The sequence below is a fragment of the Stenotrophomonas sp. YJH_SMC_133 genome (assembly GCF_059370655.1).
This window is the reverse complement of record NZ_JCAFTW010000003.1, coordinates 230,726-248,214: the sequence shown is the minus strand read 5'-3', so window position 1 is coordinate 248,214 and position 17,489 is coordinate 230,726. Positions and strand designations below refer to the sequence as shown.

Sequence of the window (17,489 nt, the reverse complement as noted above, 5' to 3'; positions counted from 1 at the left end):
CTGAGCACTACCTTGTGAGCGTCTACCGGAATCACCGCCTATTGGACCCGCTCCTAGATCACTTCATTGACTATGGGCTGGGTACTGAGGTGGCTAAGGCGCTTCTCATCAGCTTTGCAGAGAGAGCTAAGCGGCCCCGCCGAGGAGTTATAACTTCGCAGTTCTTAGACGATCAAGATTACCGCATATGCATCTTGGTCGCGGATCAGCTAGGGGCACTGAACGGCGATATCAGACGGCCAGGCAAGGCTTGTCGCTTGGTTCTCGAGAGGTTGCAACGGCTGGGTAAGGCTCAAGGCAATAGAGATGAAAGGACGTTAAGACGCGTCTGGGCAAAAACGTACCCCAAGTACTGGTTTGTCTTTGACCAAGTAATCGCGAATGGACGTTCAGGCGTACTCGACGGCCTGCACCCCATCTACCCAAGTCTCTAGAAAATCGCACATTTTGTGTCCAGTTGCGGGGACGGTGCTTGGCTTTAATAGCCTCATCTCCTCGCCTAAGGGCACATATGAAATCAGCTATTCATTTCCCCTCGCTGCCAGATGACGCGATGTTGCGAATTCGGGACCTACTTCCCGTCATCCCCTATTCCCAAGCGACGTGCTGGCGACGGATAAAAGAAGGGCAATTCCCGCGTCCCCATCGCCTTCCCGGCCGAATTACGTGCTGGCGTTGGGGCGACGTTCGTAGCTGGCTGGATGCGCAGACGCAGGGAGGTCTGAAGTGATTAATTTCGATGATCCAAACCTCTGGCACGACAAGATTACGGCAATTCAAAAGGAGACAGGCGTTGAGGTGCCAAGCGGAGCCGACTCCAATCTGAGCATCTATTCGACTAACCAAATCCCGCGCACGTTGCCTAAGGCAGAAGCGCTCTCTGGAGGTCAAAAAAAACGAAACCCGGCTGGCGGACCGGGTTTCGCAAGAGGTTACAGCTTTAGCGAGAAATCGAATGATAATTCAATTACTACCTACCCAGCAACCGGCTCGGCGAGAGCCAAGGTTCTGGACGCGCTAATGCTTGGCAGAAACCTCACAAGTGCCGACGCTTGGCGCGAATTTGGATCGTCACGACTTGCCGCAGATGTTCACGAGCTCCGACGGATGGGATGGCCCATCCTCTCAACGTGGATAAATGTAACTACGCGTCATCAAACGATGGCCCGCGTCGTCCAGTACCACCTCCCCTCGCCCAAGGGGTCTCTTGAACGATGAAAAGAAGATCCAGGAAAGCAGATGCGCATGTACGAATCTACTGGTACGAGGAGCGATGCCTCGCTTGGACGACAATGTCTCCCGACGCTCGCGCATTGCTCGTTGCGCTCAGAGGTCTGTATAGACCCTCGAACGGGAACGTTGTATTTCTTTCTATTAGAGAAGCAATGGCTCGCCTGAATATTGGGCAGAGACGCGCACAACGCGCATTCTCCGATCTTATCCAACGTGGCTGGATTACTGTGGAAACCCCGGGCGGCTTCCAACAAAAGACGCGCCACGCCACAAGCTATCGCCTCACAAATGAAGCTACCTGTGCACCTGGGGCCAACCCAAATAAGGCATATCTCCGCTGGACGCCTGCACCTGCCGATCTAAAAAACACCGGTAATCATTGTGCACAGGCTCTGTAGTTGTGTTCGCTACAGTGATGAGGCTTAGTGAGAACGAATCGCCCTTTTGGTAGCCAATCCGACTACCGAAAGGGTGCTTTAAATGAGCTTTGCGTAGCCATCACAGCTACACAGATACTGCTGCCATTCCATGCGCTGCTCACAGGGCTGAGTCAGCGCTCAGCAGCGGGGCGCTGCGACTATTTCGCGCAACCATAAAACTAGACGGACGCTTAATTTGTTCAGCCCCTAAAGGGGCGCAGTCATCGAGTACAAATCAAGACCGAATCCCCCCTCTCTTATGGCTCCACCCCATGCTTCTCCCGGAATCGCTTTTCCATAAGCTCACATGCGCTAGCTACGAATCTCTTGGTGGATGGATCAAGAGACCTTCGCTCGTAGTCTTTCCAACACAGATCGATTGCGGCCCGCTCCTGGCCCTTTTCTTTAGCCTTAGGTGACGGCCCCCGCATTGCTGCAATCAGGAGAAGTAAAACCAACAACCCCGCGCCCAAACCAAAAATTAGGATTGCCCACCCCGCGCCAGTGAGCAAGGGAGGCCGCACATGCGGCACGGGCGTCGGCGGCGGGGCTGCGCCACATGAAGGGCATGCCTTTGCAGTAGTGCTGACGTTGTGCCCACATTCGTGACAAGTTACTAAGGCCATTCTTGCATCCTCCTAGCAATTAGCCAGATTGTACCTGCATCACTAGGCTGCAGGCCGTAGCTTGGGCTCTGGCGAAGAAAAAGGGGGGGTGTACAGCCCATGGCCCTATGACTAGAGTGCCCTCTAAGCCAACCGGGCCGAGCTAAGAGGGACAGGGAAATCGTACGAAAGCGCGCGCAGGAATGCTCTTCGTTTCACTTACGCTGGCTGGATGCGCAACCACTCCGGCTGACCACTCTAAGGCTCGCCCCGTCCCAGCGGATAGGCTATTGGGCTTTCTGTCCCTTGTAGATGGGCCAAGTGGAACTTTGGTGTTGACCCGAGACAAGGGCTATCTTGGTTCCGGCTGTTACGCCGGCTTCTTCGTAAACGAAGAGCTTGCCGCCCGGATTGATAACTCTGAAACTGCTAGATTCACTGTCCCTGTCGGTGAGCTGGTGCTTCGTGTGGGGGGGGGCGACCCGAGCGGTCGCGGATTGTGTGCGCTGAGCAAAGAGCATTGGACCCAGCGCGAAACCACCTTCCGGAACGGCGAGAAAAAGTTCTTTAGACTGTCGATAGACATGAACGGAAACCTAGACATTCAGCGTGCTGACCCCGTTCTCCCCCCTGACACGCCTAGTCGCTCCTGAGCAGGGCGGGCGGCGCATCAAACCTTCGGGTCTTCTATTTGCTTCGATCATTGCAAACCATGAGCCTCCTCCAAGGGAGGGGCTAGAAGGGCTCAAGACATGGAACTTGGGCCATTCGGTCTTAGGGAATAACATGTAACGAAAGGCCTCTAGGAAATATATGGGTATTAAAAATCTAGCAGTCGCAATCGTAGTGTTTTCGCCGCCATCTCTAGCTCTGGCGGATGATAGGCCCCCGGCCCTGGCGTTTTTGCAGGAGGTCAATGGTGCCTTCTATAGCTGTTCGCGACTGATTGGAGAGGGTGAGATGAACAATCAGATGTATGGCTCGTTTGCGCCAAGTGGTACAGGCCGAGTTCTTGATTGTGCTTCGACAGGTAGTGAGCGGGTCAAAGTTGCCTACGATGCTTACGTAGCGTCGCAACCGAAAGAAGGCGAGAAAGCCGCCGCTAAAGAGGTCTATATCGCGTCACTGGCTTACGCTGACGCTATCCGCAATGCCTCTTCGAGGTCTGACCTAGACAATGGGAATGCTCAGGCTGGGTTGAGCAGGGCGAAGGCCGTTTTCATCGTGGATGCCGGGCTTTAAGTGAGCTCGTAACGCCGGTAGATTTTGCAGTCCCTAAAGCACAGGCTACCCGAAGCGCGCTTCTGCCCGTGTTGGGATAGATGTTGGGATGCTGCCCAATGGAAAAGAAAAAGCCCCTGAAATCAGGGGCTTAATCTTTAATATGGCGGAGAGAGGGGGATTCGAACCCCCGAAGCGCGGTTTAGACGCTTACACACTTTCCAGGCGTGCTCCTTCAACCACTCGGACACCTCTCCGGATCCCTGCCATCGGCAAACGCCTCAGCAGGGGCGCAGATTCTAGCGGGCTGCGCGGCACTTCACAAGCACCCCGGCCAGGAACCCGCGAAAGATGTGCCGGAGGCGAGGGGGGCTGGACAGGCATGGCACAATGGAACATCCGATGGAAAACGGTGGCCTGATGTCCTATCTCGTCCTTGCCCGCAAGTGGCGTCCAAAGCGTTTTGCCGAGCTGGTGGGCCAGGAACACGTGGTCCGTGCGCTCAGCAACGCGCTCGACAGCGGCCGGGTCCACCATGCGTTCCTGTTCACCGGCACCCGCGGCGTGGGCAAGACCACCATCGCGCGCATCTTCGCCAAGTCGCTGAACTGCGAACAGGGCACCAGTGCCGATCCATGCGGCCAGTGTGCAGCCTGCCTGGATATCGACGCCGGCCGCTACATCGACCTGCTGGAAATCGACGCCGCGTCCAACACCGGCGTGGACGACGTGCGCGAGGTGATCGAGAACGCGCAGTACATGCCTTCGCGTGGCAAGTACAAGGTCTACCTGATCGACGAAGTGCACATGCTGTCCAAGGCGGCGTTCAACGCGCTGCTGAAGACGCTGGAAGAGCCGCCGGAGCACGTGAAGTTCCTGCTGGCCACCACCGATCCGCAGAAGCTGCCGGTCACCGTGCTCAGCCGCTGCCTGCAGTTCAACCTCAAGCGCCTGGACGAGGACCAGATCCAGGGCCAGATGACCCGCATCCTGGCGGCCGAGGAGATCGAGGCCGACGGCAGTGCCATCGTGCAGCTGGCCAAGGCCGCTGATGGCAGCCTGCGGGATGGCCTGTCGCTGCTGGACCAGGCGATTGCCTATGCCGGCGGCGCGCTGCGCGAGGACGTGGTGCGTACCATGCTGGGCACGGTCGACCGCACCCAGGTGGCGGCGATGCTCGATGCGCTGGCTGACGGCGATGGCCCGCGCCTGCTGCAGGTGGTGGCCGCGCTGGCCGAATTCTCGCCGGACTGGAGTGGCGTGCTGGAAGCGCTGGCCGAAGGCCTGCACCGCATCCAGGTGCAGCAGCTGGTACCGGGTGCGGCCGTTGCCGAAGGCCTGGATGCCGCCGCATTCGCCGAGCGCCTGCGCCCGGAAGTGGTGCAGCTCTGGTACCAGATGGCCTTGAACGGCCGTCGTGACCTGCCGATGGCGCCGAGCCCGCGCGCGGGCTTCGAGATGGCCGTGCTGCGCATGCTGGCGTTCCGCCCGGCCGCGGCGGTCCCGCCGGTGCCGAAGTCGGTGGAGGGGGCAGGCAATGCGCCGGGTGGCAATGCTGCCGGTGGTGGCACCGGTGCGGGTACCCACGAAGCGACGCCGGCGACTGCCGCCGCTTCGGCAAGCCCGGCCTTGGTGGCGCAGGTGGCCGCTCCGGTGCAGGCCGCGCCGCGCGAACCTGAACCCGAACCGGACCCGGCCCCGCAACCCGAACCGGACCCGACGCCGGAGCCCGAGCCGGTTCCGGTGGAAGAGCCGGTGTCACCGCCGCCGGTGAAGGCCGAAGCAGCGGCGCCGCCGTCCGTTGAAACAGAAGCGGGCGACGACCTGCCGCCGTGGGCCACCGACGAAGCCGAGGCACGTGACGAGGCGCTGGCGGCCGAGATGGCTGGGCCGGAAGCTGCCATGGTGGCGCCCTGGCATGAGCCGCCGGCTCCCGTCGCGGCTCCCAGCGAGCCTGCACCGCCCGCACGCCCGTTCCGCACGGAAGGCATTGCCATCGCGCCGGTCGAGCCGGCGCCAGTGCAGGAGAACGCGCCGCTGGAAGGTGTCAGCGACCTGGCCAGCGCCGAGGACTGGCTGGATCTGGTCGCCAACAGTGGCCTGAGCGGCCCGTCGCGGCAGCTGGCCGCCAACGCTGCCTTCATCAGTTGCCAGCACGGGACCTTGAAACTGGGCCTTTCGCCCGGATTTGAATACCTGCGCTCGGAGCGCGCGCTGGCCGCCCTGGGCGAGATGCTGGAGAAGGCCCTCGGCCAGGCGCCGAAGATCGTGGTCGAGACCGTGGAAACCGAACACGTTCCGGCCGAGACCCTGCACCAGCGTGCCGACCGCCAGCGTAGTGAGCGGCAGCAGGTGGCAGAGGCCGTTTTCATGGACGACCCGGAAGTGCAGGTGCTGATCCAACAGCACGGTGCCCGGGTTGTTTCCGATTCCATCCGTTCTTTTGACGAGTAAGACACCATGCGCGGAAACATCGCACAACTGATGCAGCAGGCCCAGAAAATGCAGGAAAACCTGCAGAAGGCCCAGGAAGAAATCGCCAAGATCGAAGTGACCGGCAGCGCCGGCGGCGGCATGGTCAGCGTGACCCTGACCGGTGCCAAGGAATGCCGCAAGGTGCGCATCGACCCGTCGCTGACCAGCGACCCGGAGATGCTGGAAGACCTGATCGCCGCCGCCTTCAATGATGCCTCGAACAAGATCGATGCCGAGTCGAAGTCGAAGATGGGGTCGGCCACCGCCGGCATGCAGCTGCCGCCGGGCATGAAGCTGCCGTTCTGATTTCCCAGGGGGCGCCTGCCGCTGCAGGTGCCCGCTCCAACCCTCGGTCGAGCATGGCTCGACTCTACAGACAGCTGTCGAGCGTGCTCGACGCCATGAAAGCATGCCGCCGTGTCCGCACCCCTGCTTGAACAATTGATCGACGCATTGCGGGTGCTGCCTGGCGTCGGCCAGAAGACTGCACAGCGCATGGCCTATCACCTGCTCGAGCGCGAGCGCGAAGGTGGCCAGCGTCTGGCCGAGACACTGGCATTGGCGGTGGAGCGAATCGGCCACTGCGTGCAGTGCCGCGATTTCAGCGAAACCGAGCTGTGCCCGACCTGTGCCAACGGCAGCCGCGAGCGCAGCCAGCTGTGCGTGGTCGAATCGCCGGCCGACCGCCTGGCCATCGAGAACGCCACCGGCTTCCGCGGTGTCTACTTCGTGCTGCAGGGGCGGCTGTCGCCGCTCGATGGCATCGGCCCGCGCGAGCTGGGCCTGGAGCAATTGGAGCGACGGTTGGCCGAAGGCGAGGTGCAGGAGCTGATCATCGCCACCAGCGCCACTGTCGAGGGCGAGGCCACCGCGCACTACCTGGCGCAGCTGGCGCGCGCACGCAAGGTGCAGCCGAGCCGTTTGGCGCAGGGCCTGCCACTTGGCGGTGAACTCGAATACGTCGATCGCGGCACGCTCTCGCACGCGTTCGGAACGCGCAGCGAATTCCGCGATTGAATGCCGGCCGGGCATCCCCCGGCGCGGCCGGCCTACAATGCGGATGACATCCCCGCCGAGGCCGACCATGAGCAACGAAACCCTCTTCAGCAAGATCATCCGTCGCGAGATCCCGGCCACCATCGTCTACGAGGATGACGAGGTGCTGGGCTTCAAGGACATCGCACCGCAGGCACCGGTGCACGTGCTGTTCATTCCGAAGAACGAGATCATTCCGACCCTGGATGACCTGCAGCCGTCGCAGGCGCACCTGATCGGCAAGCTGGCGCTGGCTGCCGCCGAGTACGCGCGCCGCGAGGGCTTCGCGCAGGACGGCTACCGCATCGTGATGAACTGCCGCGAGCATGCCGGGCAGACCGTGTTCCATATCCACATGCACCTGCTGGCCGGTGCGCCGCTGGGGCATTTCGGTGCGCCTGGGCGTTGAAGCCCCTGTCCACGCCATGCGCGGATGAAAAAGGCCGCCCGAGGGCGGCCTTTTCCGTCATGCCTGTGCGGTGACGATCACCACCAGCCCCAGCGACCATAGCCGCCCCAGTACGGACCATACGGGCCCGGGCCCCACGGGCCATAGGGGTAGGGCACCACGTCGACCTGGCGCTGTTCCGGCCACAGGTAGATCACATCGGCCGACAGCTTGGGCAGGCGGTAGTCGTACTCGCCGATGCGGGTGTTCTGGTAGCCGTCGATCTTGCCGATGAAAGTCACGTCACGACCGGCTTCGAACACGGCCGGGTCGTAGAAGCCGGCACGGCAGGCGATGAAGCGGCCGTCGCTGGCGTCGGACGAGGTGGTGTTCGGACGGCCACTGCCATTGAGCGGGCGCGAGATGATCTGGAAGCAGGTCTCGCCCTGGCCGGGCTTGGTTTCGATGATGCGACCGCCCCAACGGACCGGCGTGCCGACCTGCTGGGTAGCGACCGAGTCGCGCGGGGAGACCAGGCTGAACTGTCCCTGCAGCGGCTTGGGGGCCGTGGCGCAGGCCGACAGGGCCAGCGTGGCCACAGCGGTGAGAAGGAACTTGGTGTTCATGGGGAGGCTCCGGAAGTCGGGCGATGCCTGCGCAGGTCCCGCAATAATGAAGCGAGGTCGGTGCAAGTTCCAGCGTAGCGCGCGTCGGCGAAACGCTGGCTGAGTGCGAGCAGGGCCGGGTCAGGGCGCTGCCGGTGCACCCGCTGGGCCCAGTCCTGTGCGGTTTCGTGCGGTTCACGGGCGAGGCCGAGGCGGGCGTAGCGCCGTCCGAGCCGGTGCCAGGCGCGCAGCAGCGGGTCGCGTTCGCGCTCGCCACGGGCCAGCAGCCAGGCCATCCACGCCAAGGCCAGCATCGTTGCCACCACGAAGCCAGCGACAAGTTGCGTGGGGCCCAGATCATCCAGCCCGAACGGCGTGAGCAGTTGCTGCTGGCGGCGTGCATCGAATGACAGCACCAGGTCGTTCCAGCCGCGGCGCAGCCAGTCGCCCATCTGCCCCAGCTGCTGCCAGCGTTGCTGCAGTGGCGTGTCCGTACCGGCCTGCAGGCGGTCGTCCAGTGTGTCCAAGATGCGTTCCGGTGCCACGGCTGCGGTCGGGTCAACCCTTACCCAGCCGCGCTGCGGCAGCCATACCTCGGCCCAGGCATGGGCGTCCATCCGCCGCACGATCCAGTAGTCGCCAAGGCGGTTGTAGGTGCCGCCGGCAAAGCCGGTCACCACCCGTGCCGGGACGCCGGCGTTGCGCATCAACACCACGAAGGCCGAGCTGAAGTGTTCACAGAAGCCGGCCTTGTAGCCGAACAGGAACTCGTCGATCGGGTCGCGCCCTGCCGCAGGGGTGTCCAGCGTGTACGAGAAGTCGGTGGTGATCCACTGCAGCGCGCGGCGCACGATGGCCTCGTCATCGCTGCCAGCCTGCTGCCGCCATTGCTGCGCCAACGTGGCGGTGCGCGGGTTGAAGCCACTGGGCAACTGCAGCGCGGCCCGTCGCAGATAGGGTGACAGCGTGCTGTCGAAGCGTTGTGGTGGCGCCGAATGCAACCGCCAGCGGCTCAGCGACGCCAGTGACCGCTCGCTGCTCAGGCTCATGTCCGCATCCAGCGTGCTGCCTGCAGGCGCGCGGCTGGGCAGGTCCAGTGCCACCAGCTGGCGCCGGTCGGTGGGTTCGTAGTCGATCTGGTAGTCCCAGCCCTGCGTGCCGGCCTCGACCACGGCCGCCGGCCGTCGCTCGCTGGCGCGGTCACGTGTCCAGCGCCGGCCATCGAAGGCGGTCAGTACCGGTCCTCGCCAGTAGCGTTGCATCGGCTCGGGTACCGCGCCGAAGAACTGCACGCGCAGCGCCGGGCTGTCGTCGGCCATCAGGTCCAGCCACTGGCCGGGCTCCATGCTGTCGGACAACCCCGGCGTACCCACGGCGCGCTCGGGAACACCCCACAGTGGCGTGGCCAGGCGGGGGAACAGCCAGAAGCAGGCCAATGCCAGCGGCAGGCCGATCGCCAGCAGGCGGCCAACGCCGCGCAGCTGCCCTCGCAAGGGCAGCTGCGCGGCGTTGCCTTCATCCCCGGCCAGCCGTTGCAGGGCGAGCAGCGCGCTGATCCCCGCCAGTGCGGCCAACACCGTGGTCAGTGGTCCTTGGTCGAGCAGGAACGCCGCAAACGGGGAAAACAGCGCGAAGCCGAGCAGGCTGCGGGCATCGCGCCGGCTGCGCAGTTCGCTGGACTTGATCGCCAGCATCGCTGCCAGCAGGGCGCAACCGGTATCGCGCCCAGGTCGGACCATCCCCATCTGCCAGGCGATGGCACCGAGCATGGCCAGCACCAGCAGCAGGCGCACCGGCATGGGCAGCACCTTCCGCCTCGACAGGACCGCAGTCACGAGCGCTGCGGCCGCGATCACGCCCGCCAGCAGGGGCGGCAACTGCAGCAGCAACGGCAACAGCGCCAACGCCGCGCTGGCCAGGGTCCAGTTGCGGGCATTGCGGTCGAGCGCGGGCGTGGTCTCAGTCATGCGGCATCAATGCCAGTGCACGCAGGCACAGGTGGTGGTGGATGGCGCCCTGGCCTGGCCCGAATGGCGGGTGTGCAGGCAGCAGCAGGGTGTAGCGGCGGCCTTCGCGCTCGGCCATGTCGACCCATCGCGCCAAACGCGCGATGCGTGCTTCATGGCCCAGCGGGGACAGCGTGCGCCAATCGAGGATGACTTCGATGCCAACCGGCCTTTCGTACTCGCGCACCAGCAGGCTGTCGCGGCGTGCCGAGTGCTTCCAGGAAATGCTGCGTGGCGCATCGCCCGCACGATAGGGCCGTAGCTGATGCAGTTCCTCGCCACTGGCATGGGCGCGCGTGTGCAGCGGATCGTTGCCGCTTTCCGGCAGTGCAGGGGCCAGCGCCTCGGGTTGCGGATAGACCAGCAGCGGTTGTTCCGGCCACACCCACGACCATGCCCGCACCAGGCCCAGTGGCTGGGTGGTGGAGAGGCGGATGCGCGGGAGCTCCAGCCAGCCGCGGCGTTCGCTGGGAACGTGCAGCTCCACTTCACCGCGGCCGTGTGCAGGCAGCGAGGTCCAGGCTTCGCTGTCACCCAGCTGCAGGTGCAGGCCGTGGCGTGCGCGCGGATCACGCAGTGACAGGTCCACGCGCAGGCGCAGTGGTTGCCCGGCAGGAACCGGCTCGGCGGAGATCGCGTCGATCTGTACGCCGGACAGCTGCAGGTGCGCGGCGATGGCGCTGGCGATCGCCGCTGCCGCCAGCAGCAGGGCCAGCAGCAACGCCGGGTTGTTGTTGTAGTTCAGTGCGCCCAGCAGCATTGCCGCCAGCAGCGCGGCGACGAACAGGCCGAAACGGGTGGGCAGCACGTAGATGCGATGGCGGTCCAGGCGCTGCGGCAGTGCTTCAGGCCTGCGCGGGCGTGCCAGCAGTTGCAGTCGTGCCCAGCGCGTGGCCACCCTCAATCCACCGCAACGGTCTGCAGGATGGCCCGTGCCAGTGCCGGCCCCGAGCTGGACTCGGCTTCGGCCACGAGGCGATGACCGGCCACCGCCACGAACAGGGTCTGCACGTCCTCGGGCACCACGTGGCCGCGGCCCAGCAGAAGTGCATGCGCCCTGGCCGCGCGCAGCAGCGCAAGGCCGGCACGCGGTGACAGGCCCACGCGCACGCCGGCGTGCTGGCGGCTGCGGGTCAGCAGGGCCTGCACGTAGTCGACCAGTGCATCGCTGGCATGGACCTGGCTGACGGCTTCACGCAGCGCGCGTACCTGGGTGTCATCCAGCTTCGGTACGGCACGTGCGATCAGGTCGCGGCGGTCTGTACCACGCAGCAGTTCGCGTTCGGCCTGCGCACTGGGGTAGCCCATCGCCAGGCGCAGCAGGAAACGATCCAGCTGCGAATCCGGCAGCGGGAAGGTACCGGACAGGTCCACCGGGTTCTGCGTGGCGATCACGAAGAACGGATCGGGCAGGGGATGGGTCTGCCCATCCAGGGTGACCTGCTGTTCGGCCATCGCCTCCAGCAGCGCGCTCTGCGTGCGCGGCGGCGCACGGTTGATCTCATCGGCCAGCAGCACGTGGGTGAACACCGGCCCCGGGTGGAACTGGAACTGGCGGCTGCCGGCCTCGTATACCGAAACGCCCAGTACATCGGCGGGCAGCAGGTCGGAGATGAACTGCACGCGCTGGAAACTGAGGCCCAGGCTGCTGGCCAACGCATGCGCCAGCGTGGTCTTGCCCAGGCCGGGCAGATCCTCGATCAGCAGATGGCCACCGGAAAGCAGGGCGACGAAAGCCAGCCTGACTTCCGGCACCTTGCCCAGCACCAGTGCGTTTACCTGATCCTGTGCCTCCCGCAGGGCCTGGCGCAGTTGATCGGTTAGCATGCTGGGATTGGGGGACGAGGCTGGCATGATCGTCTCAGGTCTGGAATCCATTCGATTATCCATAGAGCAATGCAGGGCGAACAGCGCGCGCGGACAATATTTCTCTGGTTATGGACGCTGGTCACAGCGGCCAAGCTGGTAGTGGCTGCGCGGCTACCACTGTTTGTTGACGAGGCGTTCTATTGGCAGGAAGGCCAGCATCTGGCCGCTGCGTATTCGGACCTTCCCGGACTGACCGCGTGGTTGGCGCGCCTGGGTGTGGAGATCGGTGGCCACCATGTGCTCGCGTTGCGCCTGCCGTTCCTGGCCATCGGCGCGCTGCTGCCGTTGCTGGTGGTGCGCACGGCCACGCGCTGGTTCGGCAATGTGGCCGGTTGGCAAGCGGGCAGCCTCACGCTGTTGATGCCGTTGTCGGCGACGCTGGGCCTGCTGGCGGTGCCGGATGTGCCCATGGCACTGGCCGCGGTGATCTGCCTGCACGCCGGTGCGCGGCTGCTGCACAACGTTGATGCATCGTCGGCGATGAAGCTTGCGCTGGGCCTGTCGATCGGTGCGCTCAGTCACTACCGTTTCATCGGTGTCATCGGCGTTGGCTTCATCGCGTTGCTGGCGCTGCCGCAGGGGCGGCGCATGCTGGCCGATCCGCGCGTATGGGTCGCGCTGGCGGTGGGCGTGCTGGCGTGGCTGCCGTTGCTGGCATGGAACGCGGACAACCACGACGCCGGCCTGAAGTTCCAGGTGGTCGAGCGCCATCCCTGGACGTTCGAATGGAACGGGCTGTGGTTCCTGGTGATCCAGCCCATGCTGGTCACCCCGATCCTGTGCATGGCGATGTGGAAGGTGGCGCTGGCCGGTACCCGCAGGGGCGGCGGCACGCGCGTGCAGTGGCGCTACTTCGGCCTGGTCGGGGGCGTATCCACGCTGGGCATCTTCCTGCTGGGCTTCTTCACCGACGTCGAGCGGATCAGTTTCCATTGGCCGCTGCCGGGCTACCTGGCCCTGCTGGTGGCGGTGCCGGTGGTGCTCAACGGCTGGCCACGCTGGCTGCGGCGCACCGGCTGGTGGCTGGCGGGCGCAGGCATGGTGCTGGCGTTCGGCTATTACCTGATGGCCTCCACGCCTGCGTTGCGCGAGCAGCTGGCAGGCAGCAAGTACTACCCGCGCAATTTCGCTGGCTGGCAGCCGTTGGCGATGGCGGTGCGCGAAGAGTTGCAGCAGATGCCGGCGGGCACGCGGGTGCTGGCGGGGAACTTCAAGGTGGGGGCCGAGCTGGGCTTCCAGCTCGGCAATGGCGATATCGAAGTGCTGCCGCATCCGCTCAACGACAAGCATGGGCGCACCGCGCAGCTGGCGCAGTGGGAACTGCTGCATGAGGGCAAGCGCTCGACGCCGATGCTGCTGGTGCTTTCACCCAGCGACCAGCGTTACCGCGATCTGCTGGCGCGCTATCACGCCATCTGCGGACAGGTGGGGCCGTTGCCGGCGCCGCGGGTGGTCAGCAGTGACCATGGCTTCCAGCGTTTCCTGCTGTTCCGGCTGCCGGCGCAGCGCGCGTCCGGGGCGTGCGTGACTCCGGCAATGGCGTGGCTGGATACGCCTTCCAACGGCGAAAAGGTGTCTGGCACGCTGGCGATCAAGGGATGGGCGTTCAAGGATGGTGTCGGCCTGGCACGGGTTGAGGTGCTGGTCGATGGCCGCTCGATGGGGGATGCGCGCTATGGCCGCGCATTCGACGTGCGCCAGACCTGGCCGGACAGCACCGATCCGCAGCATCCTGCGGTGGGCTTCGATGCTTCATTGGACACGAGCACGCTGGCGCCGGGACGGCATTGGCTGGGCCTGCGCCTGCACGGTCGCGATGGCAGCGTAGAGGAATGGCAGGAGCAGCCGTTCGAGGTTCGCGGGCGCTGAGGCGGAGCGCGGTCCAGGTGGTCGCGCGCCAGGTTGGTTGCGTGCTCCAGGTTGGTCGGGTGCTCCACGTTGGTAGAGTCGACTGTTAGTCGACTGCTCTTCCAGCCGCCGGCAAAACCCCGCGCTGCGCGCGATGGTCGACTGACAGTCGACGCTACCCGGCTCAGGTCCTACCCGGCCCGTGTCCGGCCTGTTTCCGCGATCGGTGCCGGCAGTCAGTGTGTCGCCTTCAGGGCACCGCGAACCCTGCCTGGCGCAGCAACCCGCACAGCGCGATCAGCGGCAGGCCGATCAGCGCGGTCGGGTCGCGGTTGTCGATCGCTTCGAACAGGCTGATGCCCAGACCCTCGCACTTGAAGCTGCCGGCACAGTCCAGGGGCTGTTCGGTGGCCACGTAGCGTGCGATCTCCTCCTGGCCCAGCGCGCGGAAACGGACCTCGGTCAGATCCACGGCACTGAATGATTCTCCGTCTCGCGTGAGACTGATGGCGGTATGGAAGCGTACTGTCTGCCCGGACATCGCCGCCAGCTGCGCGCAGGCCGCCCCGGCCGTGCCCGGTTTACCCAGCGGCCGCCCGTTCAGGTCCGCCACCTGGTCCGAGCCGATCACCCAGGCGCCGGGGTGGCGGGCGGCGACTTCGGTTGCCTTGGCCGTGGCAAGGCGCGTTGCAAGGGCCAGCGGCGTCTCACCGTTCAACGGGGTTTCATCCACCTCCGGGCGCGCGCAGTCGAAGGGCAGGCCCAGCCGCTGCAGCAACTCGCGGCGGTAGCGGGAGGTGGAGGCCAGGACCAGTGACATGCGAGAATACCGGGGCAGGGTGCGGCAGTCTGGCCTGTGCGCAGCGCCAGCAGCAAGTGCTGTATGGCGGGCATTTGACAGCAGCCCCCCCGATCCTTAGTATTCAGCGGCTTATGTCCGCGAACGTGCCCGAATCGCTGGATGCTTGGCGGATGGTCGTAGCGCGAAGGCGCTTCGACGGCCAGGTCTCCCTGGCTGAATTGACCCGCCTGCAGGGGCTGGTCGCAGATACCGACGGCGAGTGTTCCTACTCGCTTGAATTCGGTCGCGACGAAGTCCTGCGGGTATCCTATGTGGAACTGACCATCGACACCGCGTTGCCGCTGACCTGTCAGCGCAGCATGCAGCGATTCCTGTTGCCGGTGAAGGTGACCCAGAGGCTTGGCCTGATCCGCGACGAGGACGAGGAATCGTCCCTGCCGGAGGAGTACGAGGCGTTGCTGGTGCCGGAAGACGGCCAGCTGCGTCCGCTGGACCTGGTCGAAGACGAGTTGGTGCTGGCGGTGCCGGTGGTTCCACTGTCGCCCGACGGTGAAGCAGTCGACAAGGACTGGGCGCCGAGCGAAGAAGAAACAAAGAAGGCCAATCCGTTCGCGGCATTGGCGGCATTGAAGAAACAATAGCAGCCGGATTGTCGTCGGCGGCTGCGGCGAAAGCGAAAGTGTGCTGGGCGCTGGCGTCCTGCGCGACGATACGACGAAGCAAAACGAACCGAGTTTGGAGCAATCCCATGGCTGTGCAGAAATCCCGTGTTACCCCGTCCCGCCGCGGCCAGCGCCGTTCGCATGACGCCCTGAGCGCCAAGCAGCTGTCGACCGACCCGACCACCGGCGAAGTGCACCTGCGTCACCACATCACTGCCGACGGTTTCTACCGCGGCAAGAAGGTCATCCAGACCAAGACCTCGGCCGTCGAAGAAGATTGATGTGCCGGGAAGGCCGCTGCCCCCGGGCAGCGGCCTTTGCCTTCTTTCCCGGGCGTGCCGGTGATCGGCGGCCCGCGCAACAGGAAACATGATGAGCAAGCGGATCTATTCGAGGATCGCGGGCACCGGTAGCTATTTGCCGGAAAAAGTCCTGACCAACGCCGACCTGGAAAAAATGGTCGAAACCTCGGATGAGTGGATCCAGTCGCGCACCGGAATTCGTGAACGGCACATCGCGGCCGAAGGCGAAACCACCAGCGACCTCGGCTACCAGGCCGCGTTGCGCGCACTTGAAGCGGCCGGTATCGACGCTTCGCAGCTCGACATGATCGTGGTCGGTACGACCACGCCCGACCTCATTTTCCCCTCCACCGCGTGCCTGATCCAGGCCAAGCTCGGTGTTGCGGGGTGCCCTGCCTTTGACGTCAACGCCGCCTGCTCGGGCTTCGTGTTCGCGCTGGGCGTGGCCGACAAGTTCATCCGTTCCGGCGACTGCAGGCACGTGCTGGTGATCGGCACCGAAACGCTGACCCGCATGGTCGACTGGAACGATCGCACCACCTGCGTGCTGTTCGGCGATGGCGCCGGCGCCGTCGTGCTCAAGGCCGACGAGGAAACCGGCATCCTCAGTACCCACCTGCATGCCGACGGCAGCAAGAAGGAGCTGCTGTGGAACCCGGTGGGCGTCTCGACCGGCTTCAAGGACGGCGCCAACGGTGGTGGCACCATCAACATGAAGGGCAACGACGTGTTCAAGTACGCCGTCAAGGCGCTGGACTCGGTCGTGGACGAGACCCTGGCTGCCAATGGCCTGGACAAGTCCGACCTGGATTGGCTGATTCCGCACCAGGCCAACCTGCGCATCATCGAAGCCACCGCCAAGCGCCTGGACATGTCGATGGACCAGGTGGTGGTGACTGTCGACAAGCACGGCAACACCTCGTCCGGCTCGGTGCCGCTGGCGCTGGACGCCGCGGTGCGTTCGGGCCGCGTCGAGCGCGGCCAGCTGCTGCTGCTGGAAGCCTTCGGCGGCGGCTTCACGTGGGGTTCGGCCCTGCTGCGCTATTGATAGTGCAAGTTACGACAATGTGAAGTTTTGTCGTTACGGCCCCTCTGGGGCCGTAACGCGTTTAAAGGAGTACACGTCATGGTTGAGCCCATCGTCATCGAAGGGCAGCGCGCCTGGCTGAAGCAGTACGGCAAGGGAAGCCGCGCAGTGGCCCTGGGCCTGCTCAATTTCGTTGCCCGCCGTTTCCATCTGGACGCCCTGCGGCCACCGCCGCACCGTGGTGGTGATGCCGCGCGAGAAACCGAAGCCCGTCGCCTGGGAGAACTGCAGGCGCAAGGCGTGAACGTGCCCGACGTGCTGGGCAGCGGCCACGCCGCGCTGGTGATCGGTGACAACGGCAGCTCGTTCAATACCTGCCTGCGCCAGGCCGATGAGGCCGGCCGCGACCGGCTGGTGATGGCGGCCATGCAGGCCATCGCCGAAGCGCATGCGCGCGGCGCCTATTTCGGCCAGCCGCTGCCGCGCAACCTCACCTGGGATGGGCAGAAGGTGGGCTTCATCGACTTCGAGGAAGATCCGCTGGAAGTGATGGATCTGTCCGAAGCGCAGGCCCGCGACTGGCTGATGTTCGGTTACGGCGTGGCCAAGTACTACGCCGACCGCCCCGAGCAGCTGCAGGCGATGATGGCCGAGGCGATGGGCGAGGCCCAGGCGCCTGTGCGCGAACACGTGCACGCGGTCAGCGGCCGCCTGCGCAGCCTGGCCCGGGTCTGCATGAAGCTGGGCCGTTCAGCGCGCGCGCTGGCGCATTCGATCTTCATCGCCCATGGCGCCAGCACGGCGGGCGTACTGATGCTGGTGGGCCTGTGCGTGGACTTCCTCGCCGACGGCGACCTGGACGTGCTGCAGCTGTTCTGCTGATGGCAGGTTCGCGCTGCTGGCAGGTTGGCGCTGCGGTAGAGTCGACTGTCAGTCGACTTCCGCGCGCAGCGCAGGTTTTCAGCGGCTGATCGAAGGGCAGTCGACTGTCA

The 17,489-nt window shown here is 64.7% G+C and carries 17 protein-coding genes and 1 tRNA gene; 12 read left to right on the top strand and 6 right to left on the bottom strand.

Going from position 1 to position 17,489, the window contains the following annotated elements; all coding sequences use genetic code 11:
• Window positions 1-511: 511 nt before the first annotated feature.
• The 3 genes from AC5P78_RS05680 (at window position 512) to AC5P78_RS05670 (ending at window position 3,499) form a co-directional block, all read left to right on the top strand.
• Complete coding sequence (locus AC5P78_RS05680; protein WP_174842158.1) at window positions 512-730, top strand: AlpA family phage regulatory protein; 219 nt, start codon at window positions 512-514, stop codon at window positions 728-730.
• Window positions 727-1,218, top strand: coding sequence for a helix-turn-helix domain-containing protein (locus tag AC5P78_RS05675; protein WP_495217158.1), 492 nt, complete (start codon window positions 727-729; stop codon window positions 1,216-1,218). The genes AC5P78_RS05680 and AC5P78_RS05675 overlap by 4 nt, the downstream gene beginning before the upstream one ends.
• Window positions 1,219-3,217: 1,999 nt before the next feature.
• Window positions 3,218-3,499 carry a hypothetical protein gene (locus tag AC5P78_RS05670; RefSeq protein ID WP_495217157.1) on the top strand — a complete coding sequence of 94 codons (282 nt, stop codon included), beginning with the start codon at window positions 3,218-3,220 and terminating at the stop codon, window positions 3,497-3,499.
• 143 nt (window positions 3,500-3,642) lie between these two features.
• On the opposite strand, the gene AC5P78_RS05665 is transcribed toward AC5P78_RS05670, so the two are convergent.
• Window positions 3,643-3,735 (bottom strand) — tRNA-Ser (locus AC5P78_RS05665).
• 145 nt (window positions 3,736-3,880) lie between these two features.
• Here AC5P78_RS05665 and dnaX point away from each other — a divergent pair.
• The 4 genes from dnaX (at window position 3,881) to AC5P78_RS05645 (ending at window position 7,397) form a co-directional block, all read left to right on the top strand.
• Window positions 3,881-5,932: a DNA polymerase III subunit gamma/tau gene (gene dnaX / locus AC5P78_RS05660; RefSeq protein ID WP_049397088.1), complete on the top strand. Its 2,052-nt coding sequence runs from the start codon at window positions 3,881-3,883 to the stop codon at window positions 5,930-5,932.
• Between the two features lie 6 nt (window positions 5,933-5,938).
• Window positions 5,939-6,259: a YbaB/EbfC family nucleoid-associated protein gene (locus AC5P78_RS05655; RefSeq protein WP_005408298.1), complete on the top strand. Its 321-nt coding sequence runs from the start codon at window positions 5,939-5,941 to the stop codon at window positions 6,257-6,259.
• 111 nt (window positions 6,260-6,370) lie between these two features.
• A complete protein-coding gene (gene recR / locus AC5P78_RS05650) occupies window positions 6,371-6,970 on the top strand; it encodes a recombination mediator RecR (RefSeq protein ID WP_005408299.1) in 600 nt (199 codons plus the stop codon).
• A 67-nt stretch (window positions 6,971-7,037) separates the two neighbouring features.
• Window positions 7,038-7,397: a histidine triad nucleotide-binding protein gene (locus AC5P78_RS05645; RefSeq protein WP_005408300.1), complete on the top strand. Its 360-nt coding sequence runs from the start codon at window positions 7,038-7,040 to the stop codon at window positions 7,395-7,397.
• Between the two features lie 77 nt (window positions 7,398-7,474).
• Here the strand turns inward: AC5P78_RS05645 and AC5P78_RS05640 are convergent, their stop codons facing one another.
• From AC5P78_RS05640 to AC5P78_RS05625, 4 genes are read right to left on the bottom strand one after another with little or no spacing between them, the layout of a single operon-like run.
• Window positions 7,475-8,002, bottom strand: a complete 528-nt coding sequence (locus AC5P78_RS05640; protein ID WP_005408301.1) for a Slp family lipoprotein — start codon at window positions 8,000-8,002, stop codon at window positions 7,475-7,477.
• Complete coding sequence (locus tag AC5P78_RS05635) at window positions 7,999-9,948, bottom strand: transglutaminase TgpA family protein (RefSeq protein WP_164172621.1); 1,950 nt, start codon at window positions 9,946-9,948, stop codon at window positions 7,999-8,001. Before AC5P78_RS05635 ends, AC5P78_RS05640 begins: the two co-directional genes overlap by 4 nt.
• The gene (locus AC5P78_RS05630; RefSeq protein WP_109337778.1) at window positions 9,941-10,885 is read right to left on the bottom strand and encodes a DUF58 domain-containing protein; all 945 of its coding nucleotides are present in this window, start codon (window positions 10,883-10,885) and stop codon (window positions 9,941-9,943) included. The genes AC5P78_RS05635 and AC5P78_RS05630 overlap by 8 nt, the downstream gene beginning before the upstream one ends.
• Window positions 10,886-10,887: 2 nt before the next feature.
• Complete coding sequence (locus AC5P78_RS05625; RefSeq protein ID WP_495217173.1) at window positions 10,888-11,841, bottom strand: AAA family ATPase; 954 nt, start codon at window positions 11,839-11,841, stop codon at window positions 10,888-10,890.
• A 42-nt stretch (window positions 11,842-11,883) separates the two neighbouring features.
• Between AC5P78_RS05625 and AC5P78_RS05620 the strand changes: the two genes are divergently transcribed.
• Window positions 11,884-13,725, top strand: coding sequence for a glycosyltransferase family 39 protein (locus AC5P78_RS05620; protein ID WP_012479285.1), 1,842 nt, complete (start codon window positions 11,884-11,886; stop codon window positions 13,723-13,725).
• Between the two features lie 229 nt (window positions 13,726-13,954).
• On the opposite strand, the gene AC5P78_RS05615 is transcribed toward AC5P78_RS05620, so the two are convergent.
• Window positions 13,955-14,524 (bottom strand): Maf family protein, encoded by a 570-nt coding sequence (locus AC5P78_RS05615; RefSeq protein ID WP_012479286.1) that lies wholly within the window; start codon window positions 14,522-14,524, stop codon window positions 13,955-13,957.
• Between the two features lie 113 nt (window positions 14,525-14,637).
• On the opposite strand from AC5P78_RS05615, the gene AC5P78_RS05610 reads away from it, so the two are divergent.
• The 4 genes from AC5P78_RS05610 (at window position 14,638) to AC5P78_RS05595 (ending at window position 17,379) form a co-directional block, all read left to right on the top strand.
• Window positions 14,638-15,147 (top strand): YceD family protein, encoded by a 510-nt coding sequence (locus AC5P78_RS05610; RefSeq protein WP_012479287.1) that lies wholly within the window; start codon window positions 14,638-14,640, stop codon window positions 15,145-15,147.
• 107 nt (window positions 15,148-15,254) lie between these two features.
• On the top strand, window positions 15,255-15,449 hold the full coding sequence (rpmF, locus tag AC5P78_RS05605; RefSeq protein WP_005408308.1) for a 50S ribosomal protein L32: 195 nt from the start codon (window positions 15,255-15,257) through the stop codon (window positions 15,447-15,449).
• Window positions 15,450-15,540: 91 nt separating this feature from the next.
• On the top strand, window positions 15,541-16,518 hold the full coding sequence (locus tag AC5P78_RS05600) for a beta-ketoacyl-ACP synthase III (RefSeq protein WP_005408309.1): 978 nt from the start codon (window positions 15,541-15,543) through the stop codon (window positions 16,516-16,518).
• A gap of 78 nt (window positions 16,519-16,596) precedes the next feature.
• On the top strand, window positions 16,597-17,379 hold the full coding sequence (locus tag AC5P78_RS05595) for a BUD32 family EKC/KEOPS complex subunit (protein ID WP_005408310.1): 783 nt from the start codon (window positions 16,597-16,599) through the stop codon (window positions 17,377-17,379).
• The last annotated feature ends 110 nt before the right edge of the window (window positions 17,380-17,489 follow it).